Source organism: Proteus sp. HMSC14B05 (assembly GCF_001808035.1).
Lineage (GTDB): Bacteria > Pseudomonadota > Gammaproteobacteria > Enterobacterales > Enterobacteriaceae > Proteus > Proteus mirabilis.
In genome coordinates, this window is sequence record NZ_KV791969.1 from 169,079 (window position 1) to 189,949 (window position 20,871).

The 20,871-nt window shown below is 38.9% G+C and carries 16 protein-coding genes; 13 read left to right on the top strand and 3 right to left on the bottom strand.

Translation table 11 applies throughout. From position 1 onward, the window contains the following. Positions 1–167 precede the first annotated feature (167 nt). Positions 168–2,543 carry a phosphoenolpyruvate synthase gene (ppsA, locus tag HMPREF3129_RS03225; RefSeq protein WP_004243172.1) on the top strand — a complete coding sequence of 792 codons (2,376 nt, stop codon included), beginning with the start codon at positions 168–170 and terminating at the stop codon, positions 2,541–2,543. A gap of 453 nt (positions 2,544–2,996) precedes the next feature. Here the strand turns inward: ppsA and ydiK are convergent, their stop codons facing one another. After that, positions 2,997–4,109: an AI-2E family transporter YdiK gene (gene ydiK, locus HMPREF3129_RS03230; protein WP_004243171.1), complete on the bottom strand. Its 1,113-nt coding sequence runs from the start codon at positions 4,107–4,109 to the stop codon at positions 2,997–2,999. Positions 4,110–4,326: 217 nt separating this feature from the next. Between ydiK and ydiJ the strand changes: the two genes are divergently transcribed. From ydiJ to HMPREF3129_RS03280, 10 genes are all read left to right on the top strand, one after another. Continuing rightward, positions 4,327–7,383, top strand: a complete 3,057-nt coding sequence (gene ydiJ / locus HMPREF3129_RS03235) for a D-2-hydroxyglutarate dehydrogenase YdiJ (RefSeq protein WP_070486774.1) — start codon at positions 4,327–4,329, stop codon at positions 7,381–7,383. Beyond that, positions 7,380–7,793, top strand: coding sequence for a hotdog fold thioesterase (locus HMPREF3129_RS03240; RefSeq protein ID WP_004243169.1), 414 nt, complete (start codon positions 7,380–7,382; stop codon positions 7,791–7,793). Before ydiJ ends, HMPREF3129_RS03240 begins: the two co-directional genes overlap by 4 nt. 150 nt (positions 7,794–7,943) lie before the next feature. Next, on the top strand, positions 7,944–8,555 hold the full coding sequence (locus tag HMPREF3129_RS03245; protein WP_004250977.1) for a hypothetical protein: 612 nt from the start codon (positions 7,944–7,946) through the stop codon (positions 8,553–8,555). A gap of 407 nt (positions 8,556–8,962) precedes the next feature. Continuing rightward, entirely contained in the window at positions 8,963–9,331 is a 369-nt protein-coding gene (gene sufA / locus HMPREF3129_RS03250; RefSeq protein ID WP_036918404.1) for a Fe-S cluster assembly scaffold SufA, read from the top strand. 17 nt (positions 9,332–9,348) lie between these two features. After that, positions 9,349–10,845 carry a Fe-S cluster assembly protein SufB gene (gene sufB, locus HMPREF3129_RS03255; protein WP_004243165.1) on the top strand — a complete coding sequence of 499 codons (1,497 nt, stop codon included), beginning with the start codon at positions 9,349–9,351 and terminating at the stop codon, positions 10,843–10,845. A gap of 44 nt (positions 10,846–10,889) precedes the next feature. Continuing rightward, complete coding sequence (gene sufC, locus HMPREF3129_RS03260) at positions 10,890–11,636, top strand: Fe-S cluster assembly ATPase SufC (RefSeq protein WP_036918402.1); 747 nt, start codon at positions 10,890–10,892, stop codon at positions 11,634–11,636. Continuing rightward, the gene (gene sufD / locus HMPREF3129_RS03265) at positions 11,611–12,918 is read left to right on the top strand and encodes a Fe-S cluster assembly protein SufD (protein ID WP_004250980.1); all 1,308 of its coding nucleotides are present in this window, start codon (positions 11,611–11,613) and stop codon (positions 12,916–12,918) included. The genes sufC and sufD overlap by 26 nt, the downstream gene beginning before the upstream one ends. 6 nt (positions 12,919–12,924) lie before the next feature. Then, positions 12,925–14,166, top strand: coding sequence for a cysteine desulfurase SufS (gene sufS, locus HMPREF3129_RS03270; protein WP_004243160.1), 1,242 nt, complete (start codon positions 12,925–12,927; stop codon positions 14,164–14,166). 21 nt (positions 14,167–14,187) lie between these two features. Next, positions 14,188–14,616: a cysteine desulfuration protein SufE gene (gene sufE, locus HMPREF3129_RS03275; protein ID WP_004243158.1), complete on the top strand. Its 429-nt coding sequence runs from the start codon at positions 14,188–14,190 to the stop codon at positions 14,614–14,616. A 117-nt stretch (positions 14,617–14,733) separates the two neighbouring features. Beyond that, entirely contained in the window at positions 14,734–15,651 is a 918-nt protein-coding gene (locus tag HMPREF3129_RS03280; protein ID WP_004243156.1) for a L,D-transpeptidase family protein, read from the top strand. Between the two features lie 104 nt (positions 15,652–15,755). Here HMPREF3129_RS03280 and HMPREF3129_RS03285 read toward each other — a convergent pair whose 3' ends face one another. After that, a complete protein-coding gene (locus HMPREF3129_RS03285) occupies positions 15,756–15,995 on the bottom strand; it encodes an Lpp/OprI family alanine-zipper lipoprotein (RefSeq protein WP_004248171.1) in 240 nt (79 codons plus the stop codon). 275 nt (positions 15,996–16,270) lie between these two features. Further along, positions 16,271–17,323 (bottom strand): linear amide C-N hydrolase, encoded by a 1,053-nt coding sequence (locus HMPREF3129_RS03290; protein WP_036918400.1) that lies wholly within the window; start codon positions 17,321–17,323, stop codon positions 16,271–16,273. Between the two features lie 404 nt (positions 17,324–17,727). On the opposite strand from HMPREF3129_RS03290, the gene HMPREF3129_RS03295 reads away from it, so the two are divergent. Next, complete coding sequence (locus HMPREF3129_RS03295; protein ID WP_004243150.1) at positions 17,728–19,119, top strand: glutamate decarboxylase; 1,392 nt, start codon at positions 17,728–17,730, stop codon at positions 19,117–19,119. A 104-nt stretch (positions 19,120–19,223) separates the two neighbouring features. Continuing rightward, the gene (gene gadC, locus HMPREF3129_RS03300; RefSeq protein WP_017826959.1) at positions 19,224–20,777 is read left to right on the top strand and encodes a glutamate/gamma-aminobutyrate antiporter; all 1,554 of its coding nucleotides are present in this window, start codon (positions 19,224–19,226) and stop codon (positions 20,775–20,777) included. Positions 20,778–20,871 lie beyond the last annotated feature (94 nt).

The window sequence follows — 20,871 nt, forward strand, 5'->3', positions numbered from 1 at the left end:
AGTATTTTTAGTGATTATAAAGGATAAAAAAATAAAGTTTTCTGGTTGATCGATTCACCTTTCTATATTCTCCATAACATTGTGATACGCTTATTTATGTTGTCGTTTTGACAGCGGGTTTTTCTTTTTTTTCTCTCTCTCATTTGTTTAAAAAAGGATTGTTCTCAATGTCCAGCAATAGCCTCACCCCGTGCAATGTACTTTGGTATAACCAATTGGGTATGAATGACGTTGATCGTGTTGGTGGGAAAAATGCTTCCCTCGGTGAAATGATCACTAATCTTGCGGAACTGGGTGTGTCTGTTCCTAATGGATTTGCCACCACAGCGCAAGCGTTTAATGATTTTCTGGAACAAAGTGGTATTAATCAGCGTATTTATGAGCTACTCGATAGTATTGATGTTGATGATGTTAATCAATTAGCACAAGCGGGTAACCAAATTCGCCAATGGGTGATTGATACACCTTTTACCCCTCAGTTTGAGAAAGATATTCGTGATGCTTATCAGACCTTAAGTGAAGGTGAATCTGAAGCCTCATTTGCAGTACGATCATCAGCAACCGCTGAAGATATGCCTGATGCTTCTTTTGCCGGCCAACAAGAGACATTTTTAAACGTTCAAGGTATCGATGCAATTTTAGTTGCGATTAAACATGTGTTTGCTTCACTGTTTAATGATCGCGCAATCTCTTATCGTGTTCACCAAGGCTACGATCACCGCGGTGTTGCTTTATCTGCAGGTGTCCAACGTATGGTTCGCTCTGATTTAGCTTCATCAGGGGTGATGTTTACTATTGATACTGAATCAGGCTTTGATCAAGTAGTCTTTATTACCTCTGCTTATGGTTTAGGGGAAATGGTGGTTCAGGGGGCAGTTAACCCAGATGAATTCTATGTTCATAAACCAACTTTGGCGAAAGGTTTACCGGCAATTGTGCGCCGTAACCTAGGTTCTAAAAAGATCCAAATGGTTTATGCCGATAGCATTGAGCATGGTAAACAAGTCCGTATTGAAGATACGCCAGAAGCATTGCGCAATCGTTTCTCTTTAACTGATGATGAAGTGCAAGAGCTAGCAAAACAAGCGGTATTGATTGAACAACATTATGGACGTCCAATGGATATCGAGTGGGCTAAAGATGGTCATAATGGTCGTCTATATATTGTTCAAGCGCGTCCAGAAACAGTTCGTTCTAACCAACAAGTTATGGAACGCTATCAGTTAAATGAAACAGGCACTGTGATTGTAGAAGGTCGTGCAATTGGTCATCGTATTGGTAGTGGTACGGTTAAGGTTATCCATAACTTAAGTGAGATGGATAGAATAGAGGCGGGTGATGTGTTGGTCACCGATATGACAGATCCTGATTGGGAGCCTATCATGAAAAAAGCCTCTGCGATTGTGACTAATCGTGGTGGAAGAACCTGTCATGCGGCAATTATTGCTCGTGAATTAGGTATTCCAGCAGTGGTAGGTTGTGGCGATGCGACGGAGTGTATTAGCGAAGGGCAAGTGGTCACCGTCTCTTGTGCTGAAGGGGATACCGGATTTGTTTATGATGGGAAACTCGATTTTTCTATTCAAAGCTCCGCAATCGATAACATGCCAGAACTTGGCTTAAAAATCATGATGAACGTCGGTAATCCTGATCGCGCCTTTGACTTTGCTGGGTTACCAAATGATGGGGTAGGCCTTGCGCGTTTAGAGTTTATTATCAACCGTATGATTGGTGTGCATCCTCGCGCTTTACTCGAATACGAAGATCAAACAGATGCACTAAAAGCTGAAATTGATGAAATGATGGCGGGTTATGCATCACCTGTTGAATATTATATTGGTAAATTAACCGAAGGTATCGCAACACTCGCTGCAGCATTCTGGCCAAAACGTGTCATTGTTCGCTTATCTGATTTTAAATCAAATGAGTATGCAAACTTAGTCGGTGGCGATCGCTATGAGCCTGATGAAGAAAACCCTATGTTAGGTTTCCGTGGTGCGGGTCGTTACGTATCGGATGATTTCCGTCGTTGTTTTGCACTCGAGTGTGAAGCAGTGAAACGTGTGCGTAATGAGATGGGATTAACTAACGTGGAAGTGATGATCCCATTTGTACGTACGGTGCGCCAAGCAGAAGAAGTGATAGATGAGTTAGCACGTAATGGTTTAAAACGTGGTGAGAATGGCTTAAAAGTGATTATGATGTGTGAAATTCCATCCAATGCTTTATTAGCCGATCAATTCTTGGCTCATTTTGATGGTTTCTCTATCGGCTCTAATGATATGACTCAGCTAACATTGGGCTTAGATCGTGATTCTGGTGTCGTCTCATCACTGTTTGATGAACGTAATGATGCGGTAAAAGCGCTATTATCTATGGCAATTCAATCAGCGAAACGTCAAGGTAAATACGTCGGGATCTGCGGACAGGGCCCTTCTGACCATGAAGATTTTGCACAATGGTTAATGGAAGAGGGTATTGATAGCTTATCTTTAAACCCAGATACCGTAATTAAAACCTGGGTGAAATTAGCACAACAATAATTATATTATTATTGAATAATTAAAAGCTCACAAAATAATGTGAGCTTTTTTTATACTATTTATAAATAATAGATAAAAAAAAAGCCTATCATGGGCTGACAGGCAAAGACTACACACAGCAATATTTTATATACTTTGGTCTCGCCTTTTAATCTATTAATAAAATAGGCAAAACCATTAATTAAATGAAACATTCGTTTCGATGAGATTTATATTAAGAGAAATGAGTTAATTATTCTCTAAGAATTATCTCAATCAAAAAAATATTAGGATATAAAGAAGTGAATATAACTCGCTGGTAGCAAACAGGTTTAAAAAAATAAGAATTGTTTCAAATTGTAAATTTCAAGATATAAAAATAATAAAATACTCATAAATTGATAATCTTTATTAAAGTTTTAAGTAATACTTATAAAGCATGTAAGTGTTGATACTTACATGCTTTTATATTATTTACTCTTTTTCTATAAAGTTTTTATTCATAAATTCTACAGTTTCTGTTAAATCTGGATCGGGTTTAGGAACTTCATTGATCCACGCATTCAATAAACTGTGTGCTACGGCTAATACAACAGGGCCAATAAACAGACCAATCATACCGAGTGTTAAAATACCACCGATAACACCGGTCAAAATTAGTACCATAGGTAGGTCAGCTCCCATTTTGATGAGGAATGGACGTAGTACACCATCCATCGTCGCCACAATCCCACCCCAAATGATCATGACGATACCCCATGTAGTATCACCGGTCCAAAATAGCCATAGAATAGAAGGAACCAGAACGAACAAAGGTCCTAATTGCGCAAGACAACAAATAAACATCAATACCGTTAACACTGTGGCATAAGGCACACCCGAAATACCTAAGCCAATGCCACCAATAACGGCTTGGATCAGCGCAGTTAACACCACACCCAGCGCCACTGCGCGAATTGACATGGAAGCTAATAAAATGGCTGCATCACCCCGTTGTCCGGCAAGACGCACAGCAAAATGGCGTAACCAAGCAACAACATTTTCACCTTGTAAAAAGAGTAATCCTGAAAAAAGTAACATGACAACTAAGTGAAGCGCAAAACGGCCAATATTTAAGGCTTGTGCAAAGAACCAATTTGCTGCTTGTCCAATATAGGGTTGGATCTTCGCCATTAAGGCATTACCACCAGAAACGAGAATAGAGTGCCAAGTTTCATAGAGCGTATTACCAACCATGGGGATCTCTTTCAACCATAGCAGTTGTGGTGGTTGAATATCTGAAGGTGATTTTGCTAGTTCAATCAATGGAGCACTGTTGTCAATAACACTACTAATTAACAAAATAATCGGAATGACGAAAATCAGTAATATTAAAATCATCATGATCATGGTTGATAGCCAGCGATATTTTACTCGTTTTTCTAAAATAATGAGTAAAGGCCAAGTGGCAACCACTATCATGCCAGCCCAAATAAAACCAACGATAAAAGGATTCAGGATCCAAAAACTACCGATAATAAAAAAAGAAATAAAAAGAACGGTGAATAAAATTTTGGGTATATCTGTATGGATCTGCGGTTTTTCCATGATTTTAAATCCCTACACGAATAAAATGCTAAAAGCAGATGAATAAACATGGCAAATATCATGTTGTTTATGTCACTACGCAATTTGCCAGAATTGTATGATAAGGTGAACAGGTATCGGTCTGAAAGTGCAAATTCAAATTATTGCACCTCTTGGCATACATTGAGATAGTTTTAATAAAGCAATGTGGATAAATTAGATTAAAGAGCTATAACAAATGATCCCACGTATATCGCAAGCACCGCAAGTCAGTGAACTCACAACCGAATTTTTAAATACACTCCGACAAAATGGTTTTACAGGTGATATATCGAGCACTTATGCCGATAGACTCACTATGGCAACAGATAACAGTATTTATCAGTTGCTACCACAGGCGGTTATTTTTCCTCGTTCCACAGCGGATGTGACTATTGTAGCACGTTTAGTGGATGAACCTCGTTTTCATTCCCTCTCTTTGACACCAAGAGGTGGCGGAACCGGCACTAATGGTCAAGCGTTAACCGAGGGTATCGTGGTGGATTTATCTCGTTATATGAAACGTATTATTGAGATAAACCCAGAACAGCGATGGGTAAAGGTAGAAGCCGGTGTGATAAAAGATGAACTTAATCTGTTTTTAAAACCCTATGGCTTCTTTTTTGCGCCAGAACTGTCTACCAGTAATCGTGCGACATTAGGGGGAATGATCAATACCGATGCTTCAGGGCAAGGCTCTATGGTATATGGCAAAACCTCCGATCATGTATTAGGCGTCAGAGCCGTTTTACTAGGCGGAGAATTGCTTGAAACTCGCGCGATGGACAGCGCTTTAGCTGAAACTATTGCGAAAGAAGATTCTGCTGTTGGTCGGATATATCAAACGGTATTATCCCGTTGCAAAGCACAACGTCAGCTTATTCTCGAAAAATTTCCTAAATTGAATCGCTTTTTAACGGGCTATGATTTACGCCATGTGTTTAGCGATGACATGAAGCATTTTGATCTTACGCGTATTCTAACCGGCTCAGAAGGGACTTTGGCCTTTATTACCGAGGCAACACTCGATATTACCCCCATTCCAAAGCAGCGCAGTTTAGTGAATGTGAAGTATGACTCATTTGATTCCGCATTGCGTAACGCGCCGTTTTTAGTAAAAGCAAAGGCGCTTTCTGTTGAAACTGTTGACTCCAAAGTATTAAACCTTGCTCGAGAAGATATTGTCTGGCATTCCGTTAATGCATTGATTACGGATGTGCCCGATAAAGATATGCAAGGGCTAAATATTGTTGAGTTTGCCGGTGATGATAAAACACTGATTGCCTCACAAGTGGAGGATTTATGTCAGCGCTTAGATAAGCTGATGAATAATGGCGAAGGGGGCGTTATCGGTTATCAGGTTTGTGATAACCTCGCCGATATTAACCGTATTTATGCCATGCGTAAAAAAGCAGTAGGGCTATTAGGTAATGCTCAAGGGCATGCTAAACCCATTCCTTTTGTTGAAGATACCTGTGTGCCACCAGAGCATTTAGCGGATTATATTACTGAATTTAGGGCATTACTTGATAGTTATCAGCTCAATTACGGTATGTTTGGTCATGTTGATGCTGGCGTATTGCATGTGAGACCTGCTTTAGATATGTGTGATCCGCAACAAGAACAACTCATGAAAACCATTTCTGATGAGATTGTTGCATTAACGGCGAAATATGGTGGCTTACTATGGGGGGAGCATGGAAAAGGCTTTAGAGCGCAATATAGTCCAGAATTCTTTGGCGAAACCCTTTATCACGAATTACGTCAAATAAAAACGGTGTTCGATCCTCGAAATAGACTTAACCCAGGGAAAATATGTCCTCCTCTTGAGGTTGAGGCGCCAATGAAACAGGTCGATGCTATTAAACGCGGCACATTTGATCGCACCATTCCTGTATCGGTTCGCGAAGATTTTCGCGGTGCATTAGAGTGTAATGGTAATGGATTATGTTTTAACTTTGATGTTAAAAGTCCAATGTGTCCTTCTATGAAAATAACTGGACAACGTATTCATTCACCTAAAGGCAGAGCGACATTAGTCAGAGAGTGGTTACGTCTACTTACAGAGCAAGGAGTAAGCCCTCAGCAGTTAGAAACAAGTCTTACAAATAATAAACCTAGCTTACGGGGATTGATTGAAAAAACACGCAATACATGGAAAGCTAAACGTGGAGAATATGATTTCTCTCATGAGGTTAAAATAGCAATGAATGGTTGTTTAGCCTGTAAAGCGTGCTCTACACAATGCCCGATTAAAATTGACGTGCCATCATTTAGAGCCAAATTTACTCAGTTATATCATCAACGCTATCTACGTCCGCTAAAAGATCATATTGTGGCAAATGTCGAACTCACCACACCGTTAATGGCAAAAGTACCAAGTCTGTTTAATTTCTTTATTAAGCAACCATTGGTGCAATCGTTGAGTAAACGTACTATTGGTATGATAGATCTGCCTCTATTGTCATCTCCGACATTAAAGCAGCAGTTAGCTGGACATAGCGCGTTAACGATGACCTTGGAAGAGTTAGAGCAGTTATCAGAAAAGCAACGAAGCTATTATGTTATCGTGGTACAAGATCCATTTACCAGTTATTACGATGCTAAAGTAGTTGCTGACTTTATTAAATTGATTGAAAAAATTGGTTTTAAACCTGTGCTATTGCCTTTTTCACCTAACGGAAAAGCACAGCATATTAAGGGCTTTTTACAGCAATTTAGTAAAACTGCACAAAAAACAGCAACGATGCTTAATCGAGTTGCACAGTTGTCCATTCCAATGGTAGGAGTCGACCCCGCTTTAGTCCTTTGCTACCGCGATGAATATCGGGAGATATTAGGGGATAAACGCGGTAACTTTAAGGTTCAACTGGTTCATGAGTGGCTAAATCAGTTAGTCAGTGAGCCGATTGAGATCTGCGAAGATGCTGAAAAATGGTATCTTTTTAGTCATTGTACTGAGTCAACGGCATTACCGCAAAGTATGCAACAGTGGCAAGCGATATTCCAACGTTATGGTCAACCACTTGAAGTGGTAACTACGGGGTGCTGTGGTATGGCGGGCACTTATGGGCATGAAGTGAATAACTATAAAAATTCATTGGGAATTTATCAACTGTCATGGGGAAATGCATTGAAAACACTCCCTACAGCACGTTGCTTGAGTACCGGATATTCTTGTCGTAGCCAAGTAAAACGTATTGATAATATTGAGTTAAAACATCCACTACAGGCGCTTTTGGAGATTATGCAATGATATGGAAACGAAAAACAACATTAGGACAACTTAATCATATTAGCCCAAATAATATGGTGGGGCACCTTGGTATAGAACTCACCGCACTGGGTGAGGATTATCTTGAAGGCACCATGCCAGTAGATCAGCGTACTAAACAGCCTTTTGGTTTATTACATGGTGGCGCCTCTGTGGTATTAGCTGAAACCTTAGGGTCAATTGCTGGCTATTTATGCACAGAAGGTGAACAAAAAGTGGTGGGTTTAGAAATTAATGCCAACCATATGCGAGCAGTAAAAGAAGGGGTTGTAAAAGGTGTCTGTAAACCTATTCATTTAGGTCGTACACATCAAGTATGGTCAATAGAAATTTTTGATGACGCTGACCGTAAAGTCTGTATTTCACGTTTAACAACTGCGGTTATTGTTTAATTCGTTAATCAATAATAAACGCCTAAGGTTATTATTTCACTTTAGGCGTTTTTTATTTATTGAAATGAGGTCATGTGAAAAAATTATCTTTATTTAAGTTTAAATTTTAATGATAATTATTATCTTCATTATTATTAATAGTAAGAAAAAATGACATCAACCATTCTAAATTATAAAAGCGTTTTTATTTTAATCGGTAGTTTATTACTTACAGCATGTGATAACGAATCAACTCACAATAAGAGTGAAGAGATAATAAATTATCCTGTACGTACTATGTCGGGGTTTAATATCGCGTATCCAACTTCATTCTCATTAAATAGAGAGGATACAGAACACTATTTTCAATTATTACCTGATCATGTCCAAGATGCCACATCACAGATGTTAGTTTATCAAGCCAAACCAGTATGTCAGTTATCAGAAGTTCGTTTAGTTTATTTTAAACTTGACGATATGATGAGCTATGATATTGATTCAGGAGCACAGGGTATCGTTGATAATATTTCCACTATTGATGGCATGAAAGAAACTTCAACAACAATAAAGCCTTTCACAGTGTCAGAAATGCCAGCTCGACAAATTTTCTTTGAAGGAAAGTTGTCTAATCAAAAAGTGAGCTATGAAGGGGTATTAATTGCGGATACTAACACAAATCGTGTATGGCAATTACAATTTATTGCTGAAAATAAAAGTAATAATAATCAAGAAGTTATTGATTGTACTAATAGGTATGTGAATTCAATTAGTATCAATCAATAAGTCATAAAAGCACACAATACAATAAGAAGTTATCACAAAAGTGGTGCTATCTTACCTATCAGTATAAGCATAAAAAGAAAATATTTTGCGATTATCAATTGTTGATTTTTTATGCTTTTTCTCTACATTTCAGTGACAAAGGTATAAAATGTATTTGCTTTGCAACTTTTATGCGTATTGTGCGAAATAAAGGAATTTAAAAAAGTTTTATTTTTGTAATGAAAAAAGATAAAAATTGTTATATTTCAATTTATTAAGCGCTATATTTAACAATTAAGAAGCAAAAAAAGAGCAATTTTTAAACGATTTTATAATATCCTTTCAAAAGACAGGGTTGAAGTGATAAGGGTTATCATTACCATTAGAGTCAGGAAAGATATTAATCTCCTTTCGAAATGAGGTCAGTAATGACAAACAATGTTGAAACTTTTTCTCTAAATGATACTGCTTGGCAAGGCATTGTGCTGACTGATAGTGCAGCGAAACATATTTGCCAATTAGTGGAGAAAAACCCTGAAAGTCAGGGACTTTCCTTAAGTATTAAGCCATCAGGTTGTACGGGCTATGGTTATGTTATTGAGCTTGCTACAGGCCCCTCAGAGGACGATCTTGTCTATGAACATAATGGCGCCAAGTTATTTGTTGCATTAAAAGCCATGCCATTCATTGATGGTTTAGTTGTTGATTATGTCCGTGAAGGACTTAATCAGATGTTTAAATTTAATAATCCTAAAGCTCAGAACGTCTGCGGATGTGGTGAGAGCTTTGGGGTATAACATAGTGAAGTCAGATTATGTCTCAGAGCAATGTTGAAATTGGTGATGAAGTTCAAGGCTGGCTCAGTGATCATCACTATAAAGAAGGGTTCTATACCGATATCTCAACCGATACGTTAGATAAAGGGTTGAATGAAGCGGTTGTGCGAGCTATTTCAGCTAAAAGAAATGAGCCAGAGTGGATGCTAGAGTTTCGTCTTGATGCTTATCGTCATTGGCTAGAGATGGAAGAGCCTCATTGGCTAAAAGCAGATTATCCATCGCTGAATTATCAAGATTATAGTTATTATTCAGCGCCATCTTGTGGTGCTTGTTGTGCCAATGGCAGTTGTGCTAGTGGTAACAATGAAGCTGTCTCAACACAAGAAACCCAAGATTATTTAACTAAAGAAGTTGAAGACGCATTTAATCAGTTAGGCGTGCCAGTAAGAGAAGGGCAGTCAGTGGCTGTAGATGCCATTTTTGACTCAGTATCGGTTTCTACCACTTATCGTGAAGAGCTAGCTAAACATGGTGTTATTTTCTGCTCCTTCGGTGAAGCGATTCAAGAATATCCCGAATTAGTACGCCAATATTTAGGTACAGTTGTTTCTAGTCACGATAACTATTTTGCGGCACTTAATGCGGCGGTCGCTTCTGATGGTACCTTTGTTTATATTCCTAAAGGTGTTCGCTGCCCTATGGAATTATCCACCTATTTTCGTATTAATGCGGCACAAACAGGCCAATTTGAACGTACGATTTTAATTGCGGATGAAGGAAGTTACGTCAGTTACATCGAAGGGTGTTCAGCACCTGTACGTGATAGCTATCAGCTTCATGCTGCCGTTGTTGAAGTTATCATTCATAAAGATGCCGAAGTGAAATATTCCACGGTACAAAACTGGTTCTCTGGCGGTGATAGCGAAGGCGGAATTCTTAACTTCGTCACTAAGCGAGCCCTTTGTGAAGGTGAGAACGCTAAAATGTCGTGGACTCAATCTGAAACAGGTTCAGCGATCACTTGGAAATACCCAAGTGTTATCTTAAAAGGAGATAATTCAACGGCTGAATTTTTCTCAGTGGCACTGACCAATGGTAACCAACAAGCCGACACGGGAACCAAGATGATCCACATCGGTAAAAATACCAAATCGACTATTATTTCTAAGGGTATTTCTGCGGGTAAAAGTCAAAATAGTTATCGCGGTTTGGTGAAAGTGTTACCTGGTGCGCAGAATGCACGTAACTACACACAATGTGACTCAATGTTAATTGGCACAGAGTGTGGTGCTCACACCTTCCCTTATGTTGAAGTCATGAATAACTCAGCACAATTAGAGCATGAAGCGACAACGTCACGTATTGGTGAAGATCAGTTATTTTACTGCCGTCAACGTGGATTAAGTGAAGACGATGCAATCTCAATGATTGTCAATGGATTTTGTAAGGACGTGTTCTCAGAATTACCGCTGGAATTTGCTGTAGAAGCACAAAAATTATTAGCAATCAGCTTAGAACATAGCGTTGGTTAACCATTAACCAAATTCTGGGTATAAAAATACCGAAGGCATATATTATGTTAGATATTAAAAATTTACATGTCAGTGTTGAAGGCAATGAAATTCTTAAAGGATTAGATTTGCAAGTACGTGCCGGCGAAGTGCACGCTATCATGGGGCCAAACGGTTCTGGTAAAAGTACATTATCCGCAACCTTAGCAGGTCGCGAAGAGTATGAAGTTGATGAAGGTAGTGTGACTTTTAAAAACAAAGATCTACTGGAATTAGAGCCTGAAGAGCGAGCGGGTGAAGGTATCTTTATGGCGTTTCAATATCCGGTAGAGATCCCCGGTGTCAGTAACCAGTTTTTCTTACAATCCTCAGTCAATGCGGTAAGAGAATATCGAGGCCAAGAGCCGTTAGATCGCTTTGATTTTGAAGATTTTATTGAAGGTAAAATCAAACTATTGGATATGCCTCAAGATTTGTTAACTCGTTCTGTTAACGTAGGTTTTTCCGGTGGTGAGAAAAAACGTAACGATATTTTGCAAATGGCTGCCCTTGAACCTGAACTGTGTATCTTAGATGAAACCGACTCAGGACTTGATATCGATGCGTTAAAAATTGTCGCTAATGGTGTCAATAGCTTACGTGATGGTAAACGCGCCTTTATCGTGGTGACTCACTATCAACGTATCCTTGATTATATTAAACCTGATTATGTGCATGTGCTTTACCAAGGAAAAATCATTAAATCAGGTGATTTTTCATTAGCACAAAAATTGGAGGAACAAGGTTATGGCTGGCTTATTGACCCTCAATGAGAAACGTGAAAAACAGCATCAAGTAGAACAGCGTAATCAACAGGCATTAAAACAATTCTCTGCGCTATATCAACAGCGTAAAGGGGAAGATAATTTAAATGCACGTAATCACTGGCTACAAGTGGAAAAAGTGGGTTTTCCAGCTTATCGACACGAAGATTGGCATTATACGCCATTAGATGAGACGCTCAGTCAGCAATATCAAATGTTGCCACCTTTTGAGGTACAAGATTTAATTGAGCAACGGGCACTCTCATTTGATTGCTACCGTATCGTGATGGTTAATGGTGCATTTTCACCGGCTGAAAGTAGTCAAGATTTTGGTCCATACCAAGTGACATTACTGGATAACCAAAGTGAATTACCGCAAGCCATTAATGGTGAAGTGTTCTTGCATTTAGTTGAAAGTTTAGCGCAACAGCCGCTATTCATTACCTTGAAAAAAGGCGTAGTGGCAGATAAACCGCTTTATATCCTTAATATTACACAAGGTCATGCAGGGCAAGAAGTTAACAGTGCTAACTATCGTTTCCATCTTGATGTTGGCGCTAATGCTCAGATGCAAGTGATTGAACACTATATTAGCAGTGATGGTGAAAACCGCCATTTTACTGGGGCGAGATTAACCGCCACTATTGGTGATAATGCCTCGTTCAACCATATTAAACTTGGTTTTGAAAATGACATTAGCCAACATTTTGCCCATAACGATTTAAGCATTGGGCGAGATGCTCGTGTTAATAGTTACGCATTCTTGTTGGGGAATAAACTGAGTCGTCATCATACTAGCGCTGCACTGACGGGTGAGAACAGTGAGCTATCAATGAATAGTGTGGTATTACCCAAAGCGAACGAAATTGCCGATACTCGTACTTGGCTCGTGCATGGTGAGAAAAATTGCCTAAGCCGTCAATTACATAAAAGTATTGCAATGGATGCAGGGAAAGCCGTATTTAATGGCATGATCACAGTCACCCCTCAAGCGCTGAAAACAGATGGTCAAATGACCAATAACAACTTGTTATTAGGTGATAAAGCACAAATTGATACTAAGCCACAACTTGAGATCTATGCTGATGATGTGAAATGTAGTCATGGTGCAACGGTTGGGCGTATTGATGATGAGCAACTATTTTATCTACGTTCACGAGGTATTGCGTTAAGTGAAGCTCGCAAAATGATCATTCATGCATTTGCTGCCGAATTAACAGAATCATTAGAAAATAGTGTGATCAAAACTCATGTTCTAGAGAGAATAAATCAACGCTTATCAGAGGTATAAAAAGGCATGATGACACATTCCATTGAAAAAGCGCGGGATGACTTTCCTATTCTTTCCCAGCAAGTGAAAGAAAAACCTTTAGTCTATCTCGACAGTGCCGCAAGTGCGCAAAAACCCGCTTGTGTCATGGAGCGTGAAAAACAGTTTGCCTTAACACAATATGCCGCGGTTCACCGCGGCATTCACACATTAAGTGCAAACGCCACCACCTTAGTGGAGAATGTTCGTAAGCAAGCAGCACATTTCTTAGGTGCAAAGAGCGAAGAAGAAATCGTTTTTGTAAAAGGAACGACAGAAGGGATCAATTTAGTCGCTTACAGTTATAGCCATCGTTTCCTAAATGATGGTGATAACATTATCATTACTGAAATGGAACACCACGCGAATATAGTGCCGTGGTATATGTTAGCAAAACAGTATGGTTTTCATGTCCGTGTTATTCCTCTGCTTGCTAATGGGCAACTCGATTTAGCGCAATTACCCCAATTAATTGATAACAGAACTAAGTTACTGGCGATCACTCATCAGTCTAATGTACTGGGAACCGTCAATCCTATTGCTGAAATTATTTGCCAAGCTAGAGAGTATTCGGCTCAGCAAGGGGGCGAGTTACATATTTTAGTTGATGGGGCACAAAGTGCGATGCATCAAGCTATCAATGTTAGTGCGTTAGATTGTGATTTTTTTGTATGTAGTGGCCATAAACTTTATGGTCCGACAGGGATTGGTTTGCTATATGGCAAAAAAGCGCTACTTGATGAATTACCTCCATGGGAAGGGGGTGGCGCTATGATAAAACATGTGCATATCAATGGTGATATTACCTACGCGGATGCGCCGTGGCGATTTGAAGCTGGAACGCCTAATATTATCGGTATCATTGGCTTAGGGGCAGCTTTGGAATATCTTGCTCAATTTGGTATGGATAAGATTGCTGCATATGAAAATAGCTTAATGCAATATGCACAACAACAATTAACCAAAGTAAAATCATTAACGCTTTATGGTAATGAAGCGCGTCAAGGTGTGATAGCATTTAATTTAGGTAAGCATCACGCTTATGATGTGGGAACTTTTCTTGATAACTATGGTATTGCTATTCGTACAGGTCATCACTGTGCGATGCCAATTATGGACTATTATCAGGTTCCTGCCATGTGTCGCGCTTCGTTGGGATTGTACAATAATAAAGCGGATATTGATGCACTGGTTAATGCGTTGTTACGCATTGAAAAACTATTAGGCTAACAATTAAAAAAGAGGTTATTCATGGCAATTGCGGCTTTGCCTGATGAAGCAAAATTATTACGCAATTTTTCTCGTTGTCAGGATTGGGAGCAACGCTATCTCTATATGATGGAGCTAGGAGAACGCTTACCACCATTAACAGATGAACAAAGAACGGCGGCTAATTTTATTGAAGGTTGTCAGAGCCAAGTCTGGATAGCGGTTGAATTAGATGAGCATAAACAGCTGATCTTAGCCGGTGATAGCGATGCAGGTATTGTAAAAGGATTAGTGGCATTAGTGATTATTCTTTTTCAAGGTAAAACGGTAGAGCAAGCTCTCGCCACTGATGTTAACCACTATTTCTCGACATTAGCACTGGAAAGTCATTTGACGCCATCTCGTACTCAAGGGCTACACGCTATGGTAACACGGTTAATGAAACGCTTTTCGGAATACACTGTAGCATAAATGTTACCCGATCCCATATTAATGTTCTAAACTGACTTATTATATGATAATCATAACGATGAGAATGTTATCATGATAATAGTCAGTTTATTTTATTGCTAACACACGGGATCAACAATGAAGAAATGGTTAACCTTATTGGGTGCATCGCTGTTAGGGATGAGCAGTCACTTAACTTATGCACATGAATACCTGCTACCTACGGATGGTTCACGTATCATTGGGGAAAATGTTTCTTACACCGTTCCTGATGATAAACGTTCTTTAGAAACGATCGCTGCACAATATCAAGTGGGTTTGCTAAATATGATGGAAGCCAACCCAGGTATTGATCCTCTATTACCCGAAGCGGGCAAAACACTACAAATTCCCTTACAGATGATCTTACCTGATACCGTGCGTAAAGGTATTGTCATTAATCTGGCAGAATTGCGCCTTTATTACTATCCCAAAGAAGGGGGAACCGTTGATGTCTATCCTATCGGTATTGGCCAATTAGGGCGGGAAACGCCTGAAATGGTGACATCTGTTTCTCAATTGATTAAAGATCCGACTTGGACGCCGACAGCCAATATTCGTAAAAATTATGCGGCTAAGGGGATCACGTTACCGGCAGTGGTACCAGCAGGGCCAGATAATCCAATGGGGGCATATGCGTTAAGATTAGCGCACAGTCGTGGTGAATATCTTATTCATGGTACTAATGCCGATTTTGGTATTGGCTTAAGAGTGAGTTCTGGCTGTATTAGATTACGTCCTGATGATATTGAAACACTGTTTAATGTGGTACCCAAAGGCAGTCGGGTTCAAGTGATCAATAAACCGATTAAATTTACTGAGACTGCAGATGGTAAGCAATTTATTGAAGTGCACCAACCACTCTCACAAAATGAAGATGACGATCCCCAGACGATGCCCCTAACGTTTACTAAACAATTTACGGCTTGGTATGAAAGTGGCAAAGTGGATAAAGCAAAAGTGGATGCAGAAATTATTCGTCGTTCAGGTATACCGGTCGATGTAACCGCATATTGATGATTGATATTCAATGATGAAAAAAAGCAGATACTTCATAGGTATCTGCTTTTTATTATTAATTAAAGCTGACTTAACGTTTTTCAGCTTACTAGTCAGTCAAATTATTTTTTATAAGTAGTTACTTGGTTATCTAGACGCTGATTAGCACGAGCTGCTTCATCATAAGCGGCTTTTGCTTGAGCGTTAGCTGATTGAACATCACTACTTAGTTGTTGAACTTGCGTATTTAAACGGTTTACATCAGAAGAGATTTGGTCTAATTGTGCGTTGTTGCTAGAAGAACAACCTGCTAATAGGCCTGAAGCCAGAATTACCGCACCTAGTACAATTTTTGCTTTCATTGTGACAACCTCTATTATTAGTTTGTTTAAAGGAACAAGTAGCATTTTGTATGAAGCCACTAGTAAGTATGGCACAGTTATAAGAAAATACAGAATTTATTTATAACTAGCTATAACTACTTACTCTTTATATGACAATATGAAAAATAACCTACAACAAGCAAATAACCAGTATAAAAAATGCGTGTTATTTCACAAAAGATTTTTATTCGTAAAAGTCTGATATAAAAAATTTTTCTCCGTGCTAAACTAATCTAGTTTCTATCTAAAGCATTTTACAATGCCTCTTCCAAATTGACCTTAATAAAAACCGCGCTACTTTCATTTTTAAATGACTCAAGTGTGAACTTTTGAAAGTTTAAGTTGTTGTAGCCTCTGAAGAAAAAGATCCCCCGTTCTAAATCAGTTAGCGCCGTCCAGACAGAAAATTCACTAGTATGAAGTTTAGTTAGCGTATCATTACCTAATAGTGGATCAATGGTTGCATCTTTAGGGCGATCGAAGCGATTCATGATATGGGCAAGCTCAATAAGCTGTTTATCAGGATCAGAAACTTTGTGGTAATAGGTTGAATAATAAACTGCACGAATAAATCTATCTACAGAAGTATCTGAGCTAGGTAATGTTGCTAATGCAATACCACTATCAGGTTGGTTGATTTTAATACGACCTAATGTGCTACTGGAAACGTTGATATTAGAAAGATGAGTGTAGTTGTTTAAATTAGTTAAATGCCACGGGAAAATAGGGCCATTGGTCATGCAATAGGTAGGATTATCATAAATATGTAATTTACCATCTGAGACTTCGACAACAATACAATCACCGGTTTTATCATAAAATGCGTAATGGAAAGGGCTTGGTAAGTTACGTAACAATAATAGCTTTTGTGACCAAAAATGGGTTTGGGGGATAATCTCTTTTAACTCTTTAACCGTCGCATATTGTCCTAATGCCCACTCACCAATAGCAGCAATAGGAACAGAGCTTGCGTAATATTGGGGATCGAGCTCATCTAACTTAGAGTTAGGTAGCATATTTAAGCTAAAAGAGAGTCCCTGACTATTTACACCTTCAAGTACATCTTTGGTACCCGATAAGTTAATAGGAGCGGTAATAGCCATAAAAGGATATTTAACGCTGTACTTTAATCCGGGGGTTCCATCAGGGGCATTTTGCTGAAAAGTATGACCTTGTGGATAATAAGCTAAGATAGACGTTGGCTCATCAGAAGAAAACTCCATTGTCCGACCATGATAAACACGTTTTTTCTTGTCAGTAATCGCAAGTGTTGTGCAAGCGAAGGGGTGTCGGTTATTTTCTATCATCTTTTTTTTGTTCCTTATTAAATCAAATCTAAATTAAATAATTATTAATTTTAAAACTTAGATTTAAAATTTTATTTACATTTATATTTTAAATTAAGTGTTATTACTTAATGCTATAAAGGTTATTTCTCATAATTCAAGTTTTATTATAGTACAAATATTTTATTCTAAATGTACATAAATAAATTAACATAAAAGCAAGTGGAATATTATTAATATTATTTAAAATCAATAGGTTGCTATTTGTTGTAGAGTGTTAAAGCTGATTTGATAAATATACTCTCATTGTTTTCATAAAATATAAAAAATTTTTCATTACTGGAATTATTAGACTATCTTTTAAAGTAGGTATTTAAAATCATTTAGTCACTAATGTAATAATAATTAGTAAGGGTAATTTCAAGATGAATAAAAAAACGCCAAGTTATAGCTCACTCGATGATGTTTATGCATCGGTTGATTTATCACAATCCTTACCGAAAACACATTTTCCGCAACAAGAGAGCCATCCTCGTCATGTTTTTGATGCTGTAAGGGATGAGCTGATGCTAGATGGCAATTCAAGACAAAATCTGGCCACATTTTGTCAAACCTGGGTAGATGATGAGATCCGTGATTTGATGAATTTATCTATCGATAAGAACATGATAGATAAAGATGAATATCCACAAACGGCAGAAATTGAAAACCGTTGTGTTCATATGCTTGCTGATTTATGGCACTCACCCGATCCACTCAATACCCTAGGTTGTTCAACCATTGGCTCCTCTGAAGCGGCAATGCTGGGGGGACTTGCATTAAAATGGCAATGGCGTAAAAAACGTCTTGCTGCTGGAAAAGCGACAGATAAACCTAATCTTATTTGTGGGCCAGTTCAAGTCTGTTGGCATAAATTTGCCCGTTATTTTGACGTTGAACTCAGAGAGATCCCGCTTGAAGGTGATCGCTTGATGATGAGTCCTGAAGAGGTCATTAAACGTGTTGATGAAAATACTATCGGTGTAGTGCCAACATTAGGGGTGACCTTCACCTGTACTTATGAGCCAGTAAAAGCGGTACATGATGCACTCGACCAACTACAAAAAGAGACCGGACTTGATATTCCTATTCATGTCGATGGTGCGAGTGGTGGCTTTTTAGCGCCTTTCTGTGCACCTGATTTAGAATGGGATTTCCGTTTACCGCGTGTTAAATCCATTAACTCATCAGGCCATAAGTTTGGTTTAGCGCCATTGGGCTCTGGTTGGGTAGTATGGCGTGAAGCCAAAGACTTACCGGAAGAGCTTATTTTTAATGTGAACTACCTTGGCGGTAATATGCCAACCTTTGCGCTTAATTTCTCACGTCCCGGTGGGCAAATTATTGCTCAATACTATAATTTCTTGCGTCTTGGCAGAGAAGGGTATGCGAAGATCCACAATGCCTGTTATCACACCGCGCAATACCTTGCTCGAGAAATTGAAAAGCTAGGGCCTTTTGAAATGATCTTCAGTGGTGATAGTCAAAAAGGAATACCTGCATTAGCGTGGAAACTGAAAAAAGAGGCTAAGGTAAGCTACTCCTTATATGACATCGCTGATAAATTGCGTAGCCGTGGCTGGCAAGTACCCGCTTATTCTATGCCTGCTGATCGCCAAGATTTAGTTATTCAACGTATTCTTGTTCGTCATGGTGTGAGTTTAGATTTGGCGACATTACTGATAGAAGATATGAAACGTACTCTCGATTATTTCGAAAAACATCCTGTGAGCACACCTTTATCTGAAGAAGACGGCGGTGGCTTTAACCACAGCTAAACAGGCTCTTTTATTTGGTAATAGGTTGGAGAATTAGACTCTTTTTCTCCAGCCTTGATTATTTGCACACCATTATTTCATTGTATACACGTAGGAGAATGAGCATGGCGACATCTGCAACAAGTTCTGCCTCAAAACAGCTCACGTTATTAGGTTTTTTTGCCATAACTGCATCCATGGTGATGGCGGTCTATGAGTATCCAACTTTTGCAACTTCCGGCTTTAGTCTAGTCTTTTTCTTATTACTAGGCGGTTTGTTGTGGTTTATTCCTGTTGCATTATGTGCAGCTGAAATGGCAACCGTTGAAGGATGGCAAGAAGGGGGCGTATTTGCTTGGGTATCTAATACGCTAGGGGAGCGCTGGGGATTTGCGGCGATCTCTTTTGGTTATTTACAAATAGCGATTGGTTTTATTCCAATGCTTTATTTCGTATTAGGAGCATTATCTTATATTCTTGATTGGCCTGAGTTAAATACCGATCCGCTCACCAAAACGATTGCCGCATTAGTGATTTTATGGGGATTAGCTTTAACTCAATTTGGCGGAACTAAATACACGGCTACTATTGCTAAATTAGGTTTCTTCGCGGGGATATTATTACCAGCAATCATTTTAGTGCTTTTAGCTATTAGTTATCTGGTCAGTGGTGCGCCTTTAGCAATAGAAATCAGCAGCAAAACCTTTTTCCCTGATTTTACTCAGATTGGTACTTTAGTGGTTTTTGTGGCCTTTATTTTAAGCTATATGGGCGTTGAAGCCTCAGCCACTCACGTCAACGAAATGAAAAATCCAGGCCGTGATTATCCACTTGCCATGTTTTTATTAATGATTGTGGCAATATGCTTAAGCTCTATTGGTGGTTTATCTGTTGCGGCAGTGATCCCTCATAACGAAATCAACTTATCTGCGGGGGTGGTTGAAACCTTTAGTGTTTTAGTCAGCCATTTTAGTAGCGGATTAGTTTGGGCGGTTAAAATTATTGCTGCACTATTATTGCTTGGCGTCTTGGCTGAAATTGCGTCGTGGATCGTTGGGCCTTCACGGGGAATGTTTGTGGCTGCACAACAAGGTATTCTTCCGCCAACACTGGCTAAAGTAAATAAAAATGGTGTACCGGTAGCTTTAGTGATCACTCAGCTAATTATTACTACTATTGCTATAGTGGTGCTGACTAACACCGGTGGTGGGGGCAATATGTCATTTCTTATTGCTTTAGCGCTGACGGTGGTGATTTATCTATGTAGCTACTTTATGCTGTTTATTGGCTATATGCATTTGGTTTGCAAGCAAGCTGATAAAAAACGTGCATTTAATATTCCCGGTGGTAAAGGTGTTAAATTATTAGTGGCCGTTGTCGGTCTGATTGTGTCTATTTTAGCTTTTGTTGTTTCATTCTTCCCACCTAGCTCTTTACCGGGTGGCAGCAGTGATACAACGTATGTTTCATTGCTAGTGGTAAGTTTTGTTATTATTTTTGCTTTACCTTTTATTATTTATGCGTGCTCTCGCAAAGGTAATAAAGCCAATGTATCGATGATCCACATTAAGAGTCATAATGCACCGAAAGGACACTTTTTTATCCATCCTCGTGCTCGTTCAACGCATTATTTAGTGCCAATAGATAAAACAGATCATGATAGTCAGCAACAGAAATAATCTCTTTGGCAGTAGTTCAATGTGATGTTTTTTATAAAAAAGTAGCGATAAAAAAGCCATCCGTTAAAACGGATGGCTTAAATTTTTTAATTAC